Consider the following 22,071-nt stretch of genomic DNA (forward strand, 5'->3'; position numbering starts at 1 on the left):
GAAGCTCCGGCTTCGCGTATCGCCGCAGAGCGGCGGAGGGATGTTAGTGTGAAATCGCGCGGTTAAAGCAATTTAAGTAATTGCCAGTATTCGCCGCTCTGCGGCGATACGCGAAGCCGGAGCTTCGCGCTACATGCGCTCGGGCACATTGATACCCAGCAGGCCCAGCGACGCCTTTATCTGCTCGCCCACGCGGGCCGACAACGCCACCCGCAGGCTGCGCTTGGCCACGTCGGTTTCCTGAAAAATTGACACCTCGGCGTAGAACCTATTATAGGCCTTAGCCAAATCGTAGGCGTACTGCGCAATCACGGCGGGCGAGAGGTTGCGGGCGGCTTCGGCCACTACCGGGGCGTAGCGGGCCAGCTCCTGAATCAGCTCCTGCTCGGTGGGTTCGAGGCCGGCAACCTGGCTCCAATCGGCCTGGCCATCAAGGCCCAGCTCGGCGGCTTTGCGGCGGATGGCGGCGATGCGGGCGTGCGAATACTGGATGAACGGCCCCGTGTGCCCTTCCAGGCTCACCGACTCTTCGGGATTGAAGAGCATGCGCTTTTTGGGGTCCACTTTCAGCAGGTAGTATTTCAGCGCGCCCAGGCCCAGCATGTGGTAGAGCTCCTCTAACTCGGCATCGGAAAGGCCTTCGGTTTTGCCTTTTTCGAGGGTGGCGGCTTTGGCGGCGGCCACTACGTCGCGCACCAGCTCGTCGGCATCGACCACGGTGCCTTCGCGCGATTTCATCTTGCCCGAGGGCAAATCCACCATGCCATAGCTGAGGTGGTGGATGGCGTCGGCGTAGGGCTTGCCCAGCTTTTTGAGGGTGGCTTGCAGCACCTGCATGTGGTAGTTCTGCTCGTCGGCGATGACGTAGATGCTGCTATCGTAGCCGAAATCCTGGTATTTGAGCTCGGCCGTACCCAGGTCTTGCGTGATGTAGACGCTGGTGCCGTCGGCGCGGAGCAAGAGCTTTTCGTCGAGGCCCTCGGCCTGCAAATCGACCCACACCGAGCCGTTTTCTTTCTTAAAAAACACGCCCTTTTCAATGCCTTCCTCTACCCGCTCCTTGCCCAGCAAGTAAGTTTCGGACTCGTAGTAAAACTGGTCGAAATCAACGCCAATGTTCTTATAAGTAGCGTCGAAGCCTTCGTAGACCCAGCCGTTCATCAGGCTCCAGAGGGCTTTTACGGCGGGGTCACCGGCTTCCCAGGCTTGCAGCATCTGCTGGGCCTCGGCCATGAGGGGGGCGCTTTTCTTGGCGATGTCGGAGGTCACGCCTTCGGCTTCGAGCTGGCGGATTTCCTCGCGGTAATGCTTCTCGAACAGCACGTAGTACTTGCCGGCGAGGTGGTCGCCCTTCAGGCCGGCGCTGGCGGGGGTTTCGCCCTGGCCGAAGTGCTGGTAGGCAATCATCGATTTGCAGATGTGGATGCCGCGGTCATTCACCAGGTTGGCTTTGGTGACGGTGGCCCCGGTAGCTTTCAGAATCTCGGCCACCGAGTAGCCCAGGAAGTTGTTGCGCAAATGGCCCAGATGCAGGGGCTTGTTGGTGTTGGGCGACGAGTACTCCACTACCACGTTGCGCGGGCCGTCGGTGGCCACGGGCGCGGTGGCGGGCTGGGCGCGCAGCTGCTCAAACACGGCCAGCCACTCCGAATCGGCGATTTCGAGGTTCAGGAAGCCTTTCACCACGTTGTAGCCGCTCACGCGGGGCTCATTGCTTTTCAGCCACTCGCCCAGGGCCTGGCCAATTTGCTCCGGCCCCTTGCCCAGGGCTTTGGTGAGCGGGAAGGTGACGAGGGTAAAGCTGCCGGCAAACTCCTTGCGCGTGGGCTGGAGCGTGAGGCTGGCGACGGGGATTTCAACGCCGAAAACTGCCTGAGCGGCGGTTTGCAGGGCGGTTTTGAGGGAGTTTTCTAACTGTTGCACGGGGCAAAGGTACGGGCTGGCGGCAACCTCCCTCCTATTCAACCAGCGGGAACCTATGACGTGCAACTAAGCTTTGCCGCCCGCCAGAAAGCGACCGATGGCGCGCACATACCCTTCCGCGAAAAACTTTTCGGTTAGTTTCTCCTGCGCCCCCAAGTGGCCGCAGTCCACGGCCAGCAATTGGCGGCGCTGGTTCTGGCGAGCGGCTTGCACCACGGCGACCGAGTCGGCCAGGGGCGTGTTCTTATCCTGGATGCCGGCAATGAGCAGCCACGGACAGCGCACACGGGCGGCTACGCGGGGATAAGCAACAGCTTCAGCGGGCAGCGTGACGGTTTTGTTGTTGGCGGCCTTTTGGTAAGCCACTATACCCGGCAGGTTGCCCGGGTAGCCCTCGGTGACCAGAAAATCGGGCTTGGCACTGGCCGCTGCTTCCGACCCAACAATGGCCCCCATCGACAGGCCCAGAATGCCCACACGGTCGCGGGGTTCCAGGTGCCGCGCCTCAGCCAGCGCGGCGCGTACGTCGAGGGCAAACTCCTCGTAGTACAGCCGCTGCGGGTCGATGGCAAAGGCCTGGCTGTGGCCAAACCCCCGATAGTCGAACAGCAGCGAGCGGTAGCCCGCGTCGGCCAGCGCCCACGCCGTGTAGATGTTGCTGGACATATTATAGGCGTCGCCGCCGGCCACCACCACCGTGGTTTGCTGGTCAGTGGCTTTCGCGGAGGGCTCTATTAGCCAAGCCACCAGCTTCACATGGTCGGCCGTGGTAATTTCTACCTGCCGGTATTCCAGGCCCAGGGTATCGGGTTTGGCCCACCATTCGGCCACTGGGCGGATAGCAAATGCGGGGCCGGCGGCTAGCAGCGCCAAGCAAAGAAGTAAGAAGCGTACCATGTAAAAAGCGGAAAAGGGAGCAGCCCGGACACTATATCCCAAGCTGTGGATAGACTTTCCCCGCCAATGAACGTTGCATCTAAAGCCGTAGCCTGTGCCAGCACAGCCGAATACGGCCAGTCGGCGGCGAACGTCGTGGCTCGCATCCAAAGCGGCCAAGCGCCCCCGCGCCATCCAGACGAATACCCCCCCGAAACTTGCAGCAACAAAGAAGCCCCGCCAGTGGCTGGCGGAGCTTCTTTGTTGCGATAATGAAGTTCAGAAAACTCCTGTTCGCACAGGGCTCCCTGTTGTGGTATATTTCTGACCCATGAATAATCAGTAAGCGCTTTGAATCACCGTTTAGGAAAAAGAATAATATTCTACGAGGCGGCACGTTGCTCGGCATATATTTGAGCTTGCCACTTCCCGACCCAATTATGATAAATTCTCTTCTCGCCCTATTTCTGCTGGTTCCGGGCTTGTCGCTGGCCCAAAAGCCTTTTACTTACCACATCAGCGGTAGAATTGGCGCGTTGAATGCGCCCAATAAAGTCTACTTGAGAAACGGCGAACTGGTCGACTCGGCCACCCTCATCAACGGAGCATTTGAGCTAAAAGGAACCGCCATCCTGCCCACGCGCGCCGATTTGGTGGTGCTGGCCAACGGCTATCATCCGAACGCTGTCTTGGCCAACGCCACCAGCGTTTTCTTGGAACCCACTCCGGTTGTTGTCATCAGCGACGGCAGCTTGCGAGATGCGACGACGACCATCACCGGCGGCACCCTCACCACCGAACACCAACAGCTCTACGCCTCGGTGCCACCCAAAGCCACTCCCCAACAGTACGCTCAAGCCTACGCAGCTTTCATCAAAAATCACCCCGCTTCTTGGGTGAGCCTGATGGCCTTGTGGGATATGGGAGTCTTTGCGAAACGCCAATACGACGAAGTAGGTCCACTCTACGCTTCCCTCAGCCCCGAGCTGAAGAGCAGCCGCCCTGGCCGCATCTACGGTGACTTGGTGAAGGGCCTAAAAGCCACGACCGTGGGCCAGCCAGCCCCCAACTTCACCCAGAAAACACCCGCTGGCAAGGCGGTTTCGCTGGCCGATTATAAGGGCAAGTACGTGCTGCTGGCCTTTTGGCACTCGTGCGCCTCCTGCCGCACGGAAAACCCCAACCTCGTCAAAGCCTACCAGGCCTTCAAAGGCCCCAAGTTCGACATGCTGGGGGTGTCGCTCGACAGCGAGAACAACCGCGAAAGATGGCTAAAAGCAATTGCCGACGACCACTTGGCATGGACCCAGTTATCGGACCTTGAGGGCACGAAAAGAGAAGTAGAACGACTGTATGGTTACCCGGGCACGCCGCTAAATCTGCTCATTGACCCCAGCGGGAAAATCGTGGCTGCCAACTTACAAGGTGCCGAACTGCAAGCCACCCTCACGCGATTCCTCAAGTGAGCAAGCCATTCGGGCGAATTTCACATGCTCCTAACGCTGCACAAGTTTCGACTGCTCAACGAAACAACAACCGCAAAAAAGCCCCGCCAGCTACTGGCGGGGCTTGCTGTTTCTCAAGCAACTTAGGCGGTGGGCTGGGGGCCGGGACGCGGTTAGAGCCTTATGCCTCGCCGCAAACGCTCAGCCCATTGCCATTCGGGTCGGTGAAATGAAACCGCCGGCCGCCCGGATAAGCAAAGATTGGCTTGCTGATGATGCCCCCGGCCGCTTCCACCGCCGCTTGCGACTCCTCCAACGCATCGGCCCAAAGCACGACCAACGGGCTGCTGGGCGGCACGCTTTCGGCCCGGTAAAACCCGCCCGAGAGCTGCCCATCCTCAAAGGCCACGTAATCGGGCCCATAATCCTCGAACGACCACCCGAAAGCCTGGGCGTAGAAGCGTTTCGTCGCGGCCAAGTCAGTGGCCGGAAACTCGACGTAGAAGACGGAGTTGTTGATTAGTTTACTTATTTCGCAGGATGGGTAATGGGTGAGGCGGCGAAACTATCGAATAATTCGGTATTGGCCGTCATGCAGAGCGCAAGCCCTACTGACACACCACCTCCTCCAGCCGCAGCCGGCGCTCAATCGCATCCGTTGCTTTTTCCAGAATGTTGAAGGCATTCTTCGCCATCGTATTCCCATTGTCCAGCGTGGGGTTGATTTCGACCATCTCGAAGCACACCACCCGCTCGTTTTCCAGCAGGTCCTGGCAGAGGTTTTCGGCTTCGGAGAGGTAGAGGCCATCCTCCACGGGCGTGCCCGTGCCGATGCTGAAGCTCGAATCGAGGCTATCGACATCGAAGGAAATGTACACCATGTCGCAGAAGCGCAGGTGCTCGTAAATCTCGCGGGTGAGCTGGCGCGAGCCTTTTTCCTTGATTTCGGGCAGCTTTATCCACTTGATGCCGAGGTCGGCGATGAGGGCTTCCTCTTCCTCCTCGGTGTCGCGCACCACCACGTACACCAGGTGCTCGGGCCGCAGCTTGGGGCCGGGCTCGGCCAGGTTTTGCAGGCGCTGCCAGAAGAACTCCGTTTCCGCGTCGGGCACGTTACGCTGGTGGGCCAGGTTGTCCTGGCCCAACGCGGCAGCCAGGGGCATGCCGTGTACATTGCCGCTGGGCGTGGTGTAGGGCGAGTGAAGGTCGGCGTGGGCATCAATCCAGATAACGCCCAGCGTTTTGGTGGGGTAGGCGGCCTTAATGCCGGCAATGGTAGCATTGGCGCTGCTGTGGTCGCCGGCCAGCACCAGCGGGAACTCGCCGAAGCGCAGCGTCTGCTCCACGGCCGTGGCAATGCCCTTCTGCACGCTATAGATGCTGTCGATGTATTTGGCGAAAGGAAACGGGTTTTTGTCGAACAGCACCTGGTTCAAATCGGGCACCACCACGGCGCTGAACCGGCGGAAATAATCGGAGCCCTTGTTGAGGCAGGCCACGCGCAGGGCGTCGATGCCCATGCCCGCGCCGCGGGTGCCGGCCCCGAGCTCGGAGCGGACTTCCAGTAATTTAATGCGTTTCATCGGAGGGTGGGAATTGGGGTAAGCAGGTTGGCGGCATCGTTTTTTAGTAGTGAGTAGCGAGTAGTGAGTAGTGAGTTTTTATCCGACTGAACAAAACTCACTACTTACTACTCGCTACTCACTACTAGAATCACGCTGCCTTGCGGCAGAAGATTCTGCCGTAGCCAAGTCGCTTACTATTCCATCGTCACGATGCAGGGCGGGATAACGCAAGAACAACATTTGGTTCCTGGCCGTTATCCTGACCCCGGCGGTACTTTTGTACGGCCCACCGCAAAGGTCGGGCTTTTTCGCCGTTTTCAAAACCGAATGGATACGTACCACGACCTCATCTCCCAAACCTTCGACTTTCCCACGGCCGATTTCACCGTCCAGGACCACGAGCTGCGCTTCCACGACATCGACCTGATGGCCCTCGTGGAAAAGTACGGCACCCCAATGCGCCTCACCTACCTGCCCAAAATCAGCTCCCAGATTCAGCGGGCCAAGAAATGGTTTGCCGACGGCATCGCCGAAACCGGCTACACCGGCTCCTATTCCTACGCCTACTGCACCAAGTCGTCGCACTTCCGCTTCGTGCTCGAAGAGGCCCTGAAAAACGACGTGGACCTCGAAACCTCGTCGTGGTTCGACATCAGCATCATCCGCAACCTACACGCCCAGGGCAAGGTCGACAAGCAGAAGCACATCATCTGCAACGGCTTCAAGCCCGAAGCCTACAAAAAGGAAATCGCCGACCTGATTAACGATGGGTTTGTGAACTGCATGCCCATCATCGATTCGCCCAACGAAATCGAGTACTACCACGACCACGTCCGCGAAAACGTGAAAATCGGCATGCGCCTGGCCTCCGACGAGGAGCCGCGCTTCCAGTTCTACACCTCGCGCCTGGGCGTGCGCTACGCCGACGCCATCCCCATCTACGAGCAGCGCATCAAGGACGACCCGCGCTTCACGCTCACCATGCTGCACTACTTCATCAGCACGGGCATCAAGGACACGTCCTATTACTGGTCCGAGCTGAGCCGCTTCGTGCATAAGTACTGCGAGCTGCGCAAGGTGTGCCCCACGCTCAATTCCATCGATATCGGCGGCGGCCTGCCCATCCAAACCAGTATCCAGCCCGACTACGACTACCCCTACATGGTGGCCGAAATCTTGCGCACCATCCAGCGCATCTGCAAGGAGGAAGGCGTGCCCGAACCCAACATTTTCACCGAGTTTGGCATCTTCACGGTGGGCGAAAGCGGGGCCACCATCTACAGCATTCTCGACGAAAAGCTGCAAAACGACAAGGAGCTCTGGTACATGATTGACGGCTCCTTCATCACCAACCTGCCCGACACCTGGGCCCTGAACCAGCGCTTCATCATGCTGGCCCTCAACGGCTGGGAGAAGCAGTACAAGAAAATCCAGCTCGGCGGCCTCACCTGCGACTCGCAGGACTACTACAACTCCGAGAAGCACATTTACCAGACCTTCCTGCCCGAGCGCAAGCCCGCCGATGCCCAGCCGCTTTACGTGGGCTTCTTCCACACCGGCGCGTATCAGGAGAGCCTGAGCGGCTACGGCGGCATCAAGCACTGCCTCATCCCCGCCCCCCAGCACATCATTCTCGACCGCGCCGAAGACGGCACCCTCACCGATACCGTTTTCGCCCCCCAGCAGCAGGCCGGCAGCATGATGAAAATCCTCGGGTACGAATAATTCAATTTCGGCGTTAGCGAGTTGTGCCGAAATATTAGGCTGGCTGCTTATCTTTGAAGCCCAACCCCGCAACCCCTCACCCGTTTTTATATAAATTATGAAAAAGTACGTTCTGCTCGCCGCCGGCTTCGCGGCCCTCTCCCTGGGTGCCTGCAACCGCCAGAAGTGCCCCGCCTACAGCAGCACCAAGGAAGCCAACCGCGTTTCCTCGCCCATCACGGCCAGTGCTGCTACGCCGGCTGCCCGCCAGTAGTGCGTTCGGATTCGAAATAGAAAGGCCGGCTTCCCGCGTGGGAGGCCGGCCTTTTTTGGGACTGATTTCCCGCAGTGAGCGCAGGGGTTAAACCGCAGTGTTCTGTAGGCGAGGTCACTGCGAACACTGCGGGAAATATCGTTTGCGTTTATGGCTGCTTGATTTGGTAGCGCTTGATGAGCCCCGTGTTATCAACTGAGCCCGGCCCGAAAACCGACACCTCCGTGTAAGCTGGAAGCCGGCGGTACGTCGTGATGCTCTCGCTACCCGCCGCTTTCACCACCGAATCACCTACCTGGATATATTGCTGCCCGGCGGCGGTCAGGGCCAGCGCCTGCGTTTCGCCGATGGCCAGCTTCACCTTCTGAATGCCTCGGGAATTGGACAGGAGTTTTTCCACGCGGCCGTTTATTTGGAGCGCTTTGTACCGTTCCATTTCGCGCTTGCTGTTTGCCGTAGTAGTGAAGTAAAAAACCACCTGCCCCAGGATGACGCAGACCATTAAAAACACGGTGTTGCGGTTTTTGGCTATCCAACCCGGCTTTTTGTCGTTGACTGTCATTGGCCTAAGATAATATCAGTTGCCGCCTGCAAATCGGCGACGTGGGGCGTGAAACTAGTCTCCTCGTCCCCCACTAGGATGCCGCGCACGCTGATGTTGGCCCCGGCTTCCATGTCGCGGAGCCGGTCGCCCACTATCCAGCACTGATTCACATCGAGGTTGAAGCGGGCCACGGCTTTTTCCAGCATGCCGGAGCCGGGCTTGCGCAGAATGGAGTCGCTCACGCTGGGGTGCGCGTCGCTGAAATACAGCGCATCCAGCGCGTTATCACAGGCGGCTTGCAGCTTGGCGTGGCAGGCCTGTACCTCGGCGGCGGTATAGAGCTTTTTGGCGATGCCGGCTTGGTTGGTAACTACTATCAGGTAATAGCCGGCGGCTTTGAGACGGGCCAGGCTTTCGGGCACGCCGGGAATGATGATGAATTTCTCGGGCTGCCAGACATAGGTGCCGATTTCCTCGTTCAGCACGCCGTCACGGTCCAGAAATACGGCTTTGTTTTTTGGGGTCATGATAACAAAGGAAGTAGCGCGAACTTTGTAGTTCGCGTCCCCGCGCCGTTTCAACGATTCGCTAACGGCGCGGGGACGCGAACTACAACCGCAGGACAGCGGTAGATAAAGTTCGCGCTACAGCATACGACATGAAAATTGCCATCATCGGCGGCGGCATCAGCGGCCTCACCCTGGCCTGGTACCTGCAAAAAAGCGGCGTGGCCTACGACTTGTTCGAGGCCGACGCCCGGCCCGGCGGCAACCTGCGCACCTGGGCCACGCCCGAAGGCTACCTGCTCGAAACCGGCCCCAACTCCCTGCAACTAAGCCTGGAGCTGGAAGAGCTGCTGGCCGACCTCGGCCTCACCGACCAGATTCAGGACGCTGCCGCCGTGAGCCAGCAGCGCTACGTGCTGCGCGATGGCCGCTACCAAATTTTGCCCGGCTCGCCCCCGGCCCTGCTCACCAACGGCTTTTTCAGCCTGAAAGCCAAGTGGCAGCTGCTGAAAGAATTTCGCCAGCCCGCTACCCCCATTGACCCGCAGGAAACGGTAGCGCACTTTTTCCGCCGCCGCTTCGGCTCCGAAATCCTGGATTATGCGGTCAATCCCTTCATGGCCGGCATTTACGCCGGCGACCCGGAAAAGCTGCTTATCAATAAAACCTTCAAGCAGCTGCCAGCTATGGAGCAGCAGTACGGCTCCGTACTGCGCGGGCTGATGAAGGGCGGCAAAGGCGCGGGCCGCCGCCGCATCATCACCCTCAAAAACGGCATCCAGACCATCACCGATACGCTGGCGGCCGGGCTCACCAATTATCAGCCCGGCACGGCCGTCACGGCCATTTCCCGCACCACCGATGGCACGTACCAGCTGGAGCTGAAGGGTCCGCAGGGCCTGGAAGCCGCGCCCGGCTACTCGCACCTGGCCCTGGCGCTACCCGCCTACGCCGCCGCGCCGCTGCTGGAACCGTTGTTTCCGCAGGCCGCCGCCGCACTGGCCGCCGTGCATTACCCACCCATGACGGCCGTATTCTCGGCTTACGACCGGACTGCCGTGGCGCACCCGCTCAACGGTTTTGGGGCACTGCACCCCAGGGTTGAGGGCACCTACGCGGCCGGCTCGGTCTGGACCAGCAGCATCTACCCCAACCGGGTGCCGGCCGGGCAGGTGCTATTCACCACCTTCGTGGGCGGCACGCAGTACGAGGACGCCGCCCGGCAGCCCGAGGGGGCGCAAAAAGCGGCCGTGCATGCCGAGCTGAGCACGTTCTACGGCATTACGGGTGCGCCGCGCTGGCAGGGGCGCTACGCGTGGCCGCGCAGCATTCCGCAGTTCGATGCGCGGATTGTGGATGCCCACAATGCGGCCGATGTCCTCGAAACCGAGCACATCATAGCCGTGGCCAACTGGCGCGTGGGCGTAAGCGTGCCCGATTGCATCCGTCAGGCGCGGGTGCGGGCAGCCCTCTTGGTGGCTGAGAAATAGCTTATTTAAGCTCGCCGGCCCCTTGCCAGCCGGGCAGTTTGCCAGCGGCGGCGGGCTAAATAGTAACGGCCGGATATTTCGGCTGTGCAGCTTCGCGCCCCGAAACCCTATCTTTGGGGTCAATTTGTATTCCATGAGCGAAGGCCTCGTCCTGATTCCTACCTACAACGAGCGCGAAAATGCGGAGCTGATTATCCGTAAGGTGATGTCGTTGGCGCGGGAATTTGACGTGCTGATTATCGACGACAACTCGCCCGATGGCACGGCGGCCATTGTCCGCGACCTGCAAACGGTGTTTCCGGGCCGCCTCTTTCTCGAAGAGCGCAGCGGCAAGCAAGGCCTGGGCACGGCCTACCTGCACGGTTTCCGGTGGGCGCTGGCGCACGGCTACGAGTACGTGTTTGAGATGGACGCCGACTTTTCGCACAACCCCGAGGACCTGCTGCGCCTGCACGACGCCTGCGCGCTGGAGGGCTACGACCTGGCCATCGGCTCGCGCTACATTCAGGGCGTGAACGTGGTGAACTGGCCCATGTCGCGGGTGCTAATGTCTTATTTCGCCTCCTGGTACGTGCGCCTCATCACCGGCATGCCCATCAGCGACGCCACGGCGGGCTTCAAGTGCTACACGGCGCGGGTGCTACGGGCCATTGATTTGGCCAACATTCACTTTGTGGGCTACGCCTTCCAGATTGAGATGAAGTGGCTGGCCTACCAGCTGGGCTTCCGCATCAAGGAGGTGCCCATCATCTTCACCGACCGCACCCGGGGCACGTCCAAAATGTCGAAAGGCATTGTGCAGGAGGCCTTTTTTGGCGTGCTGCAAATGAAGGCCAGCAGTTGGCTGCGCCCGCTCAAGCCGATGGGTCCCCGCTAAGGGCAGGCCTGTTGCCCAGCCGCGCGCCCTGGTGCCAACCGGCCGCCCGCTCCGGCGTATCTTCCCATACGCATGGAAAACACGCCCCTGTTCTGGTTAGCTTTCACGGTTTTTGTGGTAGCGCTGCTGCTGCTCGACCTGCTGGTTTTCAACCGGCAGGCGCACGAGATTAAGCTGCGCGAAGCCCTGGGCTGGAGTGCGTTCTGGGTGGTGCTGTCGCTGAGCTTCAATGGGCTGGTGTACCGCACCATGGGCCACCAGGCGGGCCTGCAATGGCTGACCGGCTACCTGGTCGAGAAGGCATTGAGTGTCGACAATCTCTTCGTTTTCCTGCTCATTTTCAATTACTTTAAGGTACCGGCGCAGTATCAGCACCGTATTTTGTTCTGGGGGGTGCTGGGGGCGTTGCTGCTGCGGGCCATCTTTATTCTGGTGGGTGGGGCGCTGCTGGCCCGGTTCCACTTCCTGATTTACCCGCTCGGCGCGTTCCTCGTGTACACGGGCATCCGGATGGGGCTGAGCAGTGGCGACCCCGAAATCGACCCCGAAAACAACCCGGTGGTGCGCTTCCTGAGCCGGCACCTGCCCATCACGCGGCAGTTGGAGGATGGCAAATTCTTTGTTCGGAAAGACGGCCTGCGTTTCGCCACCCCCCTTTTCGTGGTGCTGGTGATGGTGGAAACCACCGACGTGGTGTTTGCCGCCGACTCCATCCCGGCCATTCTGGCCATCACGCGCGATACGTTTATCGTGTTCACCTCCAACGTATTCGCGCTGCTGGGCCTGCGGGCCATGTACTTTGCCCTGGCCAGCATAATGCGCCTGTTTCACCACCTGCACTATGGCCTGTCGCTGATTCTGGTGTTCATCGGAGCCAAGATTCTGCTGGAAAATCTGGTGCATATTCCCATGCCGGTGGCGCTGGGCGTGGTGGGCAGCCTGCTGGTGTTGAGCGTGGTGGCTTCGGTGGTGTGGCCGAAGAAAAGTGCATAGGGCAATTTCCTTTTCGGGGCCCGCCGCAATTGGCGTAGCTTGCGCAGGCAACCTTTTCCACCTTTTGCCCCTCATGCACTCATGAAAATACTTCGACTCCTTACCATTGGCCTGCTACTGGCAGCCGGCACTACCCGCCCGGCCCGCGCCCAAACCCCCGACCCGACTTTCACATCGCCCCTCTCCCTCTACACCACCGGGCAGGTGTACTACCTCGGGCCGCAACAGGCCGACGGCAAGCGCGTGGTGGGCGGTTATTTCAGCCGGGTGAACGGCGCGGCTGCCACGGGCAACCTTATCCGGCTGGACGACACGGGCGTGCTCGACGCGGCTTTTTCGCAAAACGTGGGCGCAGTCTACGGCGCGTCGCAGGTGCTGGGCCTGTCTGCAGGCCAGTATCTGCTGGCCGGCGGCGGCAACACGCTCACCGCGGCGGGCCTCACGCGCACCGAGCTGCTGCGCCTGAATGCCAACGGCACCCCCGATGCCTCGTTCAGCGTGGGCGTGGGGCCGGTGACCAGCGGGGGCAACTTTGCGGCCGGCCAGGTGTTTGCGGTGCAGTCCGATGGCAAAATCCTGGTGGCGGGCTCGTTTGAGCAGTACAATGGCGTGGCGGCGGCCGGAATGGTGCGGCTGAACGCCAACGGCAGCGTGGACCCCTCCTTCAACGCGGGCACCGGCCTCGACCCAACCACCGCTTACCCAACCTCAATGGTGGTGCAGGCCGATGGCAAAATTCTGCTGGGCGGCGAGTTCGACGCCTTCAATGGCCAACCCACCGCCGGGTTGGTGCGGCTGAATGCCAACGGCAGCGTGGACGCTTCATTCACGCCGCCGCTGCTGCGCTACACGTACGTAGAAGGCCTGATTGTGCAGCCCGATGGCAAGGTGCTGATGAACGGGTACCTGAACCTGCTGGGCAGTGCCACGCAATACGCGGGCGTGGCACGACTGCTGCCCAGCGGCGCACTCGACCCCAACTTTGTTACGTCGAACTTTCTCGATGGCGACGTGTCGACCTCTACCAGCGAACCGGCCATGCTGCTGCAACCCGACGGCAAAATCATCGTGGGCGGCAACTTTACCAACGCCGTGGGCAACCGGGTGGCCCGCCTGAACCCGGACGGCACTTCGGACCTCACCTTTCAGGTGGGCACCGGCCCCAATGTTGCACCGGCCACGCTGGGCCTGCAAGCCAACGGCACCGTGCTGGTGGGCGGCGGATTTGGCGCGTTCAACAACGTGGAGCAGCCCCTGGTGCGCCTCACGGCTGCTGGCGGGCTTGATGCCGCGTTTGCTCCCCGGCTGCAAAATGCGGGCAGCGCTTCGGCCCTGGCCCTGCAGCCCGATGGCAAAGTGCTGCTCGGGGGCGATTTTACGGAACTAAACGGCCAGGCCGTGCATCGCCTGGTGCGGCTGCAGCCCGGTGGCGCGCTGGATGCCGGGTTCGTGGCCGCCACCGGCGTACTGCCCGCCTCGGTCACGAGCCTGGCGCTGCAGCCCAACGGCAAAGTGGTGGTGGGCACCAACGCGGGCGTATCGCGCTACGAAGCCAGCGGCAGCCCCGATGCCGGCTTCACGCCGTTTGTGAGTGGGACCGGGTATTACGTGGCCGGCGTCACGGGGCTGGCCCTGCAGGCCGATGGCCGCGTGCTGGTGGCCGGCAGCCTGAGCGGCACGGCCAACGGCACCACAATCAATGGCTTGGCGCGCCTGACCACCACCGGGACCGTGGACCCCAGCTTCGTGCGCAACGTGAACGACCCGGTGGTGGGAACCGCCGCCATGGCTGATGCCGTGCTGGTGCAGGCCGACGGCCGCATTGTGGTAGCGGGCCGCTATCGGGCCAGCACCACCTCCGTCTACCGGGTGGTGCGCTACGGAAGCACCGGTGCCCTCGATGCGGCTTTCAACAGCACCGTCAACTACGGCTTTAACGCATCCACTTCCCTGGGCCGCGTGCTTGCCCTGGCCCAGCAGGCCGATGGCAAGCTGCTGGTGGGCGGCAGCTTCAATCAGGTTGATGGGGCGCAGCGCTACAACGTGGCGCGCCTCACCACCGACGGGAACCTGGATGCCAGCTTTACCTCCCCGGCTTTCATTTCCGGGACCGTGCGTACACTCACCGTTCAGCCCAACGGCCGGGTGCTGCTGGGCGGCAGCTTCAGCACGGTCAGCACGCCGGCGCGCAGCAACCTGGCGCGGATGCTCGACAATGGGCAGCTGGATGCCACGTTCGGCTCCACGGCCAACACCAACAGCCAAGTGCGGGCGGTGGTGGTGCAGCCCGATGGGGCCATTCTGCTCGCCGGTTCCTTCACCACCGTGGGTGGGCAGGCCCGCGTGGGCGTGGCCCGCATCACGGCGGCCAATGTGCTGCACGTAGCCGCGCCGGCTGCCGTGGCCGCCCGCACCGCCACCTGGCCGGTGCCGGCCCACGACCAACTGCACATCGCCCCGGACTTCAGCGCCCGGCCCCTCAGCCTGGAGCTGCTCGATGCCCTGGGCCGCCCGGTGCGCCAGCAGCCCGTGACCAGTGCCGCCGAGCAAACCATGGGCGTGGCCAGCCTGCCCGCCGGCGTATACCTGCTGCGCGTGAACTACGCGGCCGGCACCGTCACGCGCCGCGTGGCCGTGCAATAGCCCACCCGCGCACGGCGCAGCAAAAAGGGGAAGCGCCACGCGGCGCTTCCCCTTTTTGCTTTTTAACCCGGTTGCTGTCTGCTTTTACTTCGGGGCTTTGGCCGGCTCGGTATCGGGCACGTTGGTGTTCACGCCGGCATCGGGGGCGGCCCCGGTGTTGAGCAGGTCAATCAGGTTGAGGGGTTCGAACTGGCTCGAATCGGCTTGTACGGTGGCGCGGGTAGTGTCGGGGCGGGCGGTGAAGGCCATGTACTGGCGGGCCGGGCCGCCGAGGTGCAGCGCATATGGCAGGTTTTCGCGGTCGTTGCCGGTGATGAGGCCACGGGTGGCCATGATGTCGGCAATGAGGCGGAAAAAGTAGCGCGTGCTGCGGCGCAGGTCGCCGTAGGCATCGAAGGAATAGCGGGCAAATTTGGGCTTGGGGATGATGCTGGCCAGGTACAGGCTCTCGGGCAGGTTGAGTTCGTCGGGGCGCTTGCCGTAGTAGAACAGGGCGGCGTCCTTCACGCCGTACACGCCGCGCTTGCCGCTGGGCCAGCGGTACTTGCTGGGCCCCCACTCGATGATGTTGAGGTAAACCTCGAACATGCGCTGCTTGCTGGCCAGGTGGGTGTTTTCGAGCAGCCACACGATGAGGGCTTCCTCGGCCTTGCGGCCCACGGTTTTCTGGCGGCTCAGAAATACGTTTTTCACCAGCTGCATCGAAATGGTGCTGCCGCCCCGGGCAAAGCGCCGCTCCTTGATGTTCTGGATGGCCGATTTCACAAACGCCTGCTCCATGAAGCCGTGGTGCGAGAAAAAGCGCGGGTCCTCGGCCGTAGTGATGGCGTGGATGAGGTAGGGCGACACGTTGTTATAGGGCACAAAATCCGGGTTGGGCGGCCCCACGGCGAAGGTGCGCAGCGAGTCGCCCTTGTCGTTATAGGCCGTGTACCGGAAGGCCGTGTTCAGCTTGTTGAGGTCCTCCTCGCCAAAGCTGGTGAGGTGGAAATTATTGCCCCGCAGGCCCGAATCAAACGTGAGGCTGTCCACGCGGGCCATGTCGAGGCTGGCGTTGAGGTGGTAGGTGAGCGTGCCGGTGCCGGTGGTACCGCGCACCTCATCGAAAATGCCGGTAGGCAGGGAGGCGAAAAAGTCGTTGGCCTGCGTTTCGGCCGATTTCACGCGGATGCGCACGGCGCGGCTGGGCTTCATCCGCACGCTGATTTCGGGGTAGAGCACCAGCTTGTTCAGCGTAATCTGGCTGCCTTTTTCCAGCGCCACGGTGCCCCGGCCCAGCGTGGCCACAAAGTCCAGTGAGCCGCGCTTCACCTCTATCTCATTGGAAGCCAGCTTGGGCTGGTAGAGGCTGAAGCCCCGCGCCGCCAGCGAGCCGCGCACCGTGAGGCGGCCGCCGGTGTCGTCGTCCTCAAAATCCTTGCTGTCGAGCCGCACCTGCACCGTATCGAAGCTCACCAGCGCGCCGAAGCGGCGGGGCACGTAGGGCAGCTGCACCGAGCCGCCCACCCCGAACACCCGCGCCGTGAGGGCGTAGTCGCTGGGCTCGATGTGCCCGCTGATGCCCAACTCGTTCGACACCGAATCAATCGTAGCCGTGAGCCGGCCCGAGATGTCGCCGTCCTGAATCTTGAGTTCCGGCAGCTTCAGCTGGGCCGTGTGGCGCGGGCTGGAGTAGCTGACGTAGAAATCCGTAAAATTGGCCTCGCCGGGCACGTTGTCGAAGGCCGTTTCGAGGGCGCGGTTCAGCAGCAGGCCGTAGTTGGTGCCCTTGGTGGTGTCCTGCGGCACGGTGCTGGCCTTCTGCTTTTTGGCCAGGAAGCCGAAGTTGTCGGAAGTAGCCGTTTTGCGGGCCGTGAGGCGGGCCGTCATGATTTCGAGGCCGCTGAACACCGGCCGGCCGGCAAACAGCGAGCGCACGCTCAGGCTGGCTTGCAAGCGCTTGGCAGTGAGGAGCGTATCCGTCGGCGCGGCGCTGGGCACCAGGCTCATGCCTTGGATTTCGACGGTTTTGAAGCCCGCGAAGCGGGCCGGTCCCAGCGTGAGAATCACCGGATACTTGCGCTCAATTTTGGCCTTCACCTCTTTCAAAGCGTAGTCCAGCAGTTGCTGGCGCTTCCACTGAAACACGGCAAAGGCCAGCAGCAGCACCGCCGCCAGGCTGCTGGCAATGCCAATAAGAAGACGTTTGGTGGAGGGGGAAATACGCACGGATATCAATAAGGTGGTTGGCCTGGCCAACGCCAAAGGTAAGAACAACGAAAGTAGGGGGAATACGCAAGCCGGCCGGGAAACAGTCATAACCGCTCTCCCTTAGCTGAGCAGGGGAGTTTTTTCGTGCCATCCCGCTCGTTCAGCCCGTACTTTTGCCTCATGCCCAGCCCCCTCCTCGCCCTCTCGCCCCTCGATGGGCGTTACGCCCGTGCCACCGCCCCCCTGGCCTCGCGCTTCTCCGAAATGGCCCTGATACGCTACCGCGTGCTGGTCGAAATCGAATACTTCATTGCCCTGGCCGAGCTGCCGCTGCTCCAACTCGCGGGCGTATCGGCGGAGGTATTTGCCCCGTTGCGCGGCCTTTACGAGAACTTCACCGAAGCCAACGCGGAGGCCATCAAAGCCCACGAAGCGGTGACCAACCACGACGTGAAAGCCGTGGAATACTGGCTGCGCGACGAGTTCACTGCGCTCGGGTTGGGGGATTTCATTGAGTTTATTCACTTCGGCCTCACCTCGCAGGATATCAACAATACCGCCATCCCGCTCAGCTTCCGCGATGCGCTGATGGGCGTGCTGCTGCCCGCCTACGCCCAGGTGCGCAATGCCCTGGAGGCCCGCGCTCAGGAGTGGCAGGCCATTCCCATGCTGGCCCGTACCCACGGCCAGCCGGCCTCGCCCACGCGGCTGGGCAAGGAGATTGAGGTATTCGTGGCCCGGCTCGATGCGCAGGTGGCGCTGCTGGCCCAGGTGCCGTTCGGGGCGAAGTTTGGCGGGGCCACCGGCAACTTCAACGCGCATTATGTAGCGTACCCCGGCACCGACTGGCACGCCTTCGCGGCCACCTTCGTGAACGACCGGCTGGGCCTGCACCGCTCCTTCCCCACTACCCAGATTGAGCACTACGACCACCTGGCCGCGCATTGCGATGCGCTGAAGCGCCTCAACACCATCCTGCTCGACCTGGCCCGCGACGTGTGGCAGTACATCTCGCTCGGCTACTTCAAGCAGACCATCAAGGCGGGCGAGGTGGGCTCCTCGGCCATGCCGCACAAGGTCAACCCCATCGATTTCGAAAATGCCGAGGGCAACCTGGGCGTGGCCAATGCCCTGCTGGAGCACTTCGCCGCCAAGCTGCCCATCTCGCGCCTCCAACGCGACCTCACCGACTCCACCGTATTGCGCAACCTGGGCGTGCCGCTCGGCCACATCCTCATTGCGCTGGGTGCTTTACAGCGCGGCCTGGGCAAGCTGGCCCTGGATGAATCAGCGTTGGCGAAAGACCTCGAAGCCAACTGGGCCGTGGTGGCCGAAGGCATCCAGACCATCCTCCGCCGCGAAGCCTACCCCGACCCCTACAACGCCCTCAAGGCCCTCACCCGCACGGGCGAGGCCATTTCGGCCGCCAGCATCGGCGCATTTATCGACGCGCTGGACGTGAGCAAGGACGTGAAGGCGGAGCTGCGCAGCATCACGCCGCATAGCTACGTGGGGCGGTAAAGCAACACTTCGGGCCAATTAGTAGTAGGGCAAAGCCTTGTTGGGGCTGAGATGAGATTTCATGCTAAACTTTAGCTGGCCCGAAGCTTCTCCTTGTCTGTTTTGATGTCTATCCTTCCTGCTTAACCAGTAATCAACTCTTCCTTTCATCTTCCCATTTATCCTCGCTCATGAAAAATTCATTACTTACCTTATGCATGCTGGGTCTGGCTTGGCCGGCCCAGGCCCAGGCCCAGGCCCCCACGGCCGGTCCCTGGACCGAAGTCAACCTTATATCGCCGGGCACGCCCGCCACTAGAAGCGTGGTTAAAACCCAAACCTTCGCACCCACCGTGGCCTGGGCCATGACCAACGACGGCGTATTGCTGGCACCCGGCAACACGGCCGGTACCGCTTTTACGGCGCGCGTAACGTCGGGCACCGCCGGGTACATCACCGTCGATTTCAGCGCGGTGAGCGCCACCACGGCCTTCTGCGCACGGGAAAGCAACAACGGCACTGGCGGCGAGGTGGTCCGTACCACCGACGGCGGCGCCACCTGGACGAAGGTGACCACCAGCGCCCAGTTTGGCCCCGACGGCTTCATCGATGGGGTGGAGTTTTTCGATGCCAATGTGGGCGTGGCATACGGCGACCCCCTGCCGCCGGCATCGGGCACGGGCGTGGGGCAGTTCGAATTCCACCGCACTACCAACGGCAGCGTCGCCGCCCCAACGTGGACGCGCATTGCCTCGCCCGCCTTCACCCAGGCCACGGAAGACGAGTACGGAGTGGTTCGGTACGGCACCCGGTTGGGCAACACCGTCTGGATTCCCACCTACGGAGCCAGTTCCAATTTCCCGAACGCCACCAACCGGGTGCTGCGCTCCACGGACCAGGGCCTGACCTGGGCGGGCTATGCCACTCCGTTAAAGGGCTTCATGAAGGTGGCCTTCAAAGACCAGAACAACGGCATTGCCTGCGTCCTCAACGGCAACCTTGCCGGCAGCACCGCCCCCGCCCTGGCCCGCACCACCGACGGCGGCGCGACTTGGACCGTGGTGCCGCTGCCCACCGGGCGTGACACTCTGCGCGGCAAGTTCTATAATTTCAACATCAGCGCCATCCCCGGCCGGGGCTACGTGAGCGTGGGCCGGGCCATCCTGAACGACCAGCACGCTACCAACCGCGGCGCGTCGTTCAGCGCCGACGGCATCAGTTGGTATGACCTGGAAAAAGGCGGCAACCTCTATTATTCGGCCGACTTCATTGCCTGCACCAGCAGCACCGACCCGCGCGCCTTTCAGGGTTACCTAGGCGGCGTGACCAAAGCCGCTGCCAGCCCCACGCCCGGCGCGGGCGGCGTGTTCCAGGTGTCGCCCACGGCCTGCGCGCTGGTGCCGCTGGCTACCGCGCAGGCCCGTTCTGCTGCCCTGCGCGGCCTCACAGCGGCCCCCAACCCCAGCGCCACCGGCGTATTTGAGGTGGCGCTGGCCACAGGGCTGAGCAGCGCCGCTCAGGTCACGGTGTGCGATGCGCTGGGGCGCTTGGTGGCCAGCCGCGCCTTGCCCGCGGCCACCACCGGAGGCACCACCCACTTCACCCTAAACCTGGGCCACGCGCCTGCCGGCCTCTACATCCTGCGCCTGATGAGCAACGGCGAAACCGCCACCTCGCGGCTCAGCATCGAATAGCAGCGGGTGGGCCGTAGCCGGCGCTGCTGATTTGCTTTTATACAATTTCATCCCTCCTCCTTTCACGCATGCCTACTTTCTACAAGCTCTTTGCGCGGCCCAATGCCCTGCTGCTGGCCACCGCCCTGCTGGCCGGCCCGGCCCGCGCCCAAACCCCCGCTTGGCAGTGGGGCCTGCAAACCCAGAACCCCACCCCCGCCGATGGCACCGTGGCCAGCGGCAACGCCGTGACCACCGATGCCGCCGGCCGGGTGTACGTGGGGGGCAGCTTTGGTGAGGACACTAACGGCACGGCCGTGGCCACCCGCACCCTACCGGGAGCCGGCCCGCTGGGGCCAGGGCGGGGCGGCTTCGTGGCGCAAGCCACCGCCGCCGGACAATGGGCCTGGGTGGCGGCGGTCACGTCGCAGGGCGCGGCCAGCGGCGGCCGGGCGCGGGCTTCGGTGACGAGCGTGGCGGGCACGGCCGCCGGCGATGTGTACGCCACCGGCTACGTGGAAGGCACCGGCGTGCAGGCAGGCGGCCTCACGCACGCGCTCAGCAGCGGGGGCCAGGCCATTTTTGTGGCCCGGTTCAGCAGCGCCGGGGTGTGCCAGTGGCTGCAAACGGCCGATGGCTTCACCACGCTGCCCACCGTGGCCTTCGATTCGAGCACGGGCGGCGCGGTGGTGGCGGGCACCTACCAAGGCAGCCGCAGCATTGGGAGTACCGCGCTGCCAACTGGTACTTCGCCCAACGGCGAAGCCGTGTTTGTGGCCCGCCTGAGCCCCACCGGCCAATGGCTGGGGGCCGCCGGGGCCACCGGCTCGGCGGGGGTTATTTCGGGCCTGAGCATGGCGGTGGGGCCCACCGGGCAGGTGGCCATTGCCAGCAGCCGCGGGGGCGGCACGCTCACTTTCGGGGCCACTACCCTCACCACGCCGGCCACCTTCGATGAAACCTATGTGGTGGCCCAGCTCAACACTGCCAACCAGTGGCAATGGGCCGTGGGCGGCACCACCGACTACAGCCGGGCCATTGGCGTGGGCTACACCGCCGCCGGCGCGCTGTGGGTGGCCGGGCGCGGCCTGGGCGGCACCGTGGTGGGTCCGCTCACGCTGGGCGGGGCGGGCACGCCCGCTGCCAGCACGTATTCGGGCTTTTTGGGGCAACTTTCGCCCACCGGGCAATGGGGCACGGCGCAGCAGCTCACGCCCTCGGGCCCGGGCCTGGCCGTCTTCGCCGCCCTGGCGGTGGACGCGTCCGGCAATGCCGTAGCCCTGGGGGCGCTGGTGGGCACCAACGGCCAGGTGCAGGCCACGCTCGGCGGCCAGACGCTCACGGCCAACAGCCAGCGGCTGCAATATTTCATTGCCGGCCTGAGTATCGGCGGCCAGCTGCGCTACGTGGCCGCCGTGCCCTCGCCCACCCTGTACTTTGGCCTCACGCCCGCCGGCATTGCCCTAGACGGCAATAATGGGGCGCTCTACCTCACCGGCACCTTCACCGGGGGCCTCACCTTGGGGGCCAGCCAGCTGATGGGCAGCTACAACGCGGCCGGCGGCTCAACGGGCGGCGATGCCTTGGTGGGCCGGTTAGCCAACAGCCCGGCTCTGGCCACCCGCTCCGCCACCGGCGCTGCCGCCCTGGCCTGCTTCCCCAACCCCGCCCACAGCGCCGCCACCCTACGCCTGCCCGCCGCTTTGGAAGCAGGCACCGTCGCCTTGTTGGATGGCCTCGGCCGCACCGTGCGTACCTACGCCCTCCCCGCCCACTCCGCAGATATCACCCTCGACCTGCGCGGCCTCGTCCCCGGCCTCTACGGGGTGCGCTGCGGTGCGGCCTCGGGCCGGCTGGTGGTAGAGTAG

Annotated in this window: 17 protein-coding genes; 10 read left to right on the forward strand and 7 right to left on the reverse strand. The window is 62.9% G+C overall.

The genetic code is table 11. The features are described 5' to 3' along the window. Positions 1-129: 129 nt before the first annotated feature. On the reverse strand, positions 130-1,923 hold the full coding sequence (argS, locus tag ACVWYF_RS04450; RefSeq protein ID WP_457065027.1) for an arginine--tRNA ligase: 1,794 nt from the start codon (positions 1,921-1,923) through the stop codon (positions 130-132). Positions 1,924-1,989: 66 nt separating this feature from the next. Then, positions 1,990-2,820: an alpha/beta hydrolase gene (locus tag ACVWYF_RS04455; RefSeq protein ID WP_457065029.1), complete on the reverse strand. Its 831-nt coding sequence runs from the start codon at positions 2,818-2,820 to the stop codon at positions 1,990-1,992. Positions 2,821-3,239: 419 nt separating this feature from the next. Between ACVWYF_RS04455 and ACVWYF_RS04460 the strand changes: the two genes are divergently transcribed. Further along, the gene (locus tag ACVWYF_RS04460; protein WP_457065031.1) at positions 3,240-4,265 is read left to right on the forward strand and encodes a redoxin domain-containing protein; all 1,026 of its coding nucleotides are present in this window, start codon (positions 3,240-3,242) and stop codon (positions 4,263-4,265) included. Positions 4,266-4,425: 160 nt separating this feature from the next. Here ACVWYF_RS04460 and ACVWYF_RS04465 read toward each other — a convergent pair whose 3' ends face one another. Beyond that, complete coding sequence (locus ACVWYF_RS04465; RefSeq protein ID WP_457065091.1) at positions 4,426-4,776, reverse strand: VOC family protein; 351 nt, start codon at positions 4,774-4,776, stop codon at positions 4,426-4,428. Between the two features lie 76 nt (positions 4,777-4,852). After that, the gene (locus tag ACVWYF_RS04470; protein ID WP_457065033.1) at positions 4,853-5,827 is read right to left on the reverse strand and encodes an arginase; all 975 of its coding nucleotides are present in this window, start codon (positions 5,825-5,827) and stop codon (positions 4,853-4,855) included. Positions 5,828-6,136: 309 nt separating this feature from the next. Here ACVWYF_RS04470 and ACVWYF_RS04475 point away from each other — a divergent pair, with 309 nt between their 5' ends. Beyond that, the gene (locus ACVWYF_RS04475; RefSeq protein WP_457065035.1) at positions 6,137-7,534 is read left to right on the forward strand and encodes an arginine decarboxylase; all 1,398 of its coding nucleotides are present in this window, start codon (positions 6,137-6,139) and stop codon (positions 7,532-7,534) included. A 97-nt stretch (positions 7,535-7,631) separates the two neighbouring features. Then, on the forward strand, positions 7,632-7,787 hold the full coding sequence (locus ACVWYF_RS04480) for a hypothetical protein (protein ID WP_198070108.1): 156 nt from the start codon (positions 7,632-7,634) through the stop codon (positions 7,785-7,787). 148 nt (positions 7,788-7,935) lie between these two features. Here ACVWYF_RS04480 and ACVWYF_RS04485 read toward each other — a convergent pair whose 3' ends face one another. Next, positions 7,936-8,349: a hypothetical protein gene (locus ACVWYF_RS04485; RefSeq protein ID WP_457065037.1), complete on the reverse strand. Its 414-nt coding sequence runs from the start codon at positions 8,347-8,349 to the stop codon at positions 7,936-7,938. Beyond that, positions 8,346-8,858, reverse strand: a complete 513-nt coding sequence (locus ACVWYF_RS04490) for a D-glycero-alpha-D-manno-heptose-1,7-bisphosphate 7-phosphatase (RefSeq protein WP_457065039.1) — start codon at positions 8,856-8,858, stop codon at positions 8,346-8,348. Before ACVWYF_RS04490 ends, ACVWYF_RS04485 begins: the two co-directional genes overlap by 4 nt. Before the next feature lie 131 nt (positions 8,859-8,989). Between ACVWYF_RS04490 and hemG the strand changes: the two genes are divergently transcribed. From hemG to ACVWYF_RS04510, 4 genes are all read left to right on the forward strand, one after another. Further along, positions 8,990-10,327: a protoporphyrinogen oxidase gene (gene hemG, locus ACVWYF_RS04495; RefSeq protein WP_457065041.1), complete on the forward strand. Its 1,338-nt coding sequence runs from the start codon at positions 8,990-8,992 to the stop codon at positions 10,325-10,327. Positions 10,328-10,460: 133 nt separating this feature from the next. After that, a complete protein-coding gene (locus ACVWYF_RS04500) occupies positions 10,461-11,204 on the forward strand; it encodes a polyprenol monophosphomannose synthase (protein WP_457065044.1) in 744 nt (247 codons plus the stop codon). Positions 11,205-11,276: 72 nt separating this feature from the next. Beyond that, entirely contained in the window at positions 11,277-12,197 is a 921-nt protein-coding gene (locus ACVWYF_RS04505; protein ID WP_457065046.1) for a TerC family protein, read from the forward strand. 81 nt (positions 12,198-12,278) lie between these two features. Then, positions 12,279-14,840 carry a T9SS type A sorting domain-containing protein gene (locus ACVWYF_RS04510; protein ID WP_457065048.1) on the forward strand — a complete coding sequence of 854 codons (2,562 nt, stop codon included), beginning with the start codon at positions 12,279-12,281 and terminating at the stop codon, positions 14,838-14,840. Positions 14,841-14,924: 84 nt separating this feature from the next. Here ACVWYF_RS04510 and ACVWYF_RS04515 read toward each other — a convergent pair whose 3' ends face one another. Beyond that, complete coding sequence (locus ACVWYF_RS04515; protein ID WP_457065050.1) at positions 14,925-17,048, reverse strand: transglycosylase domain-containing protein; 2,124 nt, start codon at positions 17,046-17,048, stop codon at positions 14,925-14,927. A 162-nt stretch (positions 17,049-17,210) separates the two neighbouring features. Here ACVWYF_RS04515 and purB point away from each other — a divergent pair, with 162 nt between their 5' ends. From purB to ACVWYF_RS04530, 3 genes are all read left to right on the forward strand, one after another. Next, positions 17,211-18,551, forward strand: a complete 1,341-nt coding sequence (purB, locus tag ACVWYF_RS04520; RefSeq protein ID WP_457065052.1) for an adenylosuccinate lyase — start codon at positions 17,211-17,213, stop codon at positions 18,549-18,551. A 170-nt stretch (positions 18,552-18,721) separates the two neighbouring features. Next, positions 18,722-20,224, forward strand: a complete 1,503-nt coding sequence (locus tag ACVWYF_RS04525) for a T9SS type A sorting domain-containing protein (protein ID WP_457065054.1) — start codon at positions 18,722-18,724, stop codon at positions 20,222-20,224. A 68-nt stretch (positions 20,225-20,292) separates the two neighbouring features. Continuing rightward, positions 20,293-22,071, forward strand: a complete 1,779-nt coding sequence (locus ACVWYF_RS04530; RefSeq protein ID WP_457065056.1) for a hypothetical protein — start codon at positions 20,293-20,295, stop codon at positions 22,069-22,071.

It is taken from the genome of Hymenobacter sp. UYAg731, from assembly GCF_054061335.1.

Bases quoted from the DNA above. Each gene is read 5' to 3' on its own strand.
- ACVWYF_RS04455 (WP_457065029.1), bottom strand. From the start codon at position 2,820: ATGGTACGCTTCTTACTTCTTTGCTTGGCGCTGCTAGCCGCCGGCCCC.
- ACVWYF_RS04460 (WP_457065031.1), top strand. From the start codon at position 3,240: ATGATAAATTCTCTTCTCGCCCTATTTCTGCTGGTTCCGGGCTTGTCG.
- ACVWYF_RS04470 (WP_457065033.1), bottom strand. From the start codon at position 5,827: ATGAAACGCATTAAATTACTGGAAGTCCGCTCCGAGCTCGGGGCCGGC.
- ACVWYF_RS04475 (WP_457065035.1), top strand. From the start codon at position 6,137: ATGGATACGTACCACGACCTCATCTCCCAAACCTTCGACTTTCCCACG.
- ACVWYF_RS04480 (WP_198070108.1), top strand. From the start codon at position 7,632: ATGAAAAAGTACGTTCTGCTCGCCGCCGGCTTCGCGGCCCTCTCCCTG.
- ACVWYF_RS04485 (WP_457065037.1), bottom strand. From the start codon at position 8,349: ATGACAGTCAACGACAAAAAGCCGGGTTGGATAGCCAAAAACCGCAAC.
- ACVWYF_RS04490 (WP_457065039.1), bottom strand. From the start codon at position 8,858: ATGACCCCAAAAAACAAAGCCGTATTTCTGGACCGTGACGGCGTGCTG.
- hemG (WP_457065041.1), top strand. From the start codon at position 8,990: ATGAAAATTGCCATCATCGGCGGCGGCATCAGCGGCCTCACCCTGGCC.
- ACVWYF_RS04500 (WP_457065044.1), top strand. From the start codon at position 10,461: ATGAGCGAAGGCCTCGTCCTGATTCCTACCTACAACGAGCGCGAAAAT.
- ACVWYF_RS04505 (WP_457065046.1), top strand. From the start codon at position 11,277: ATGGAAAACACGCCCCTGTTCTGGTTAGCTTTCACGGTTTTTGTGGTA.
- ACVWYF_RS04510 (WP_457065048.1), top strand. From the start codon at position 12,279: ATGAAAATACTTCGACTCCTTACCATTGGCCTGCTACTGGCAGCCGGC.
- purB (WP_457065052.1), top strand. From the start codon at position 17,211: ATGCCCAGCCCCCTCCTCGCCCTCTCGCCCCTCGATGGGCGTTACGCC.
- ACVWYF_RS04525 (WP_457065054.1), top strand. From the start codon at position 18,722: ATGAAAAATTCATTACTTACCTTATGCATGCTGGGTCTGGCTTGGCCG.
- ACVWYF_RS04530 (WP_457065056.1), top strand. From the start codon at position 20,293: ATGCCTACTTTCTACAAGCTCTTTGCGCGGCCCAATGCCCTGCTGCTG.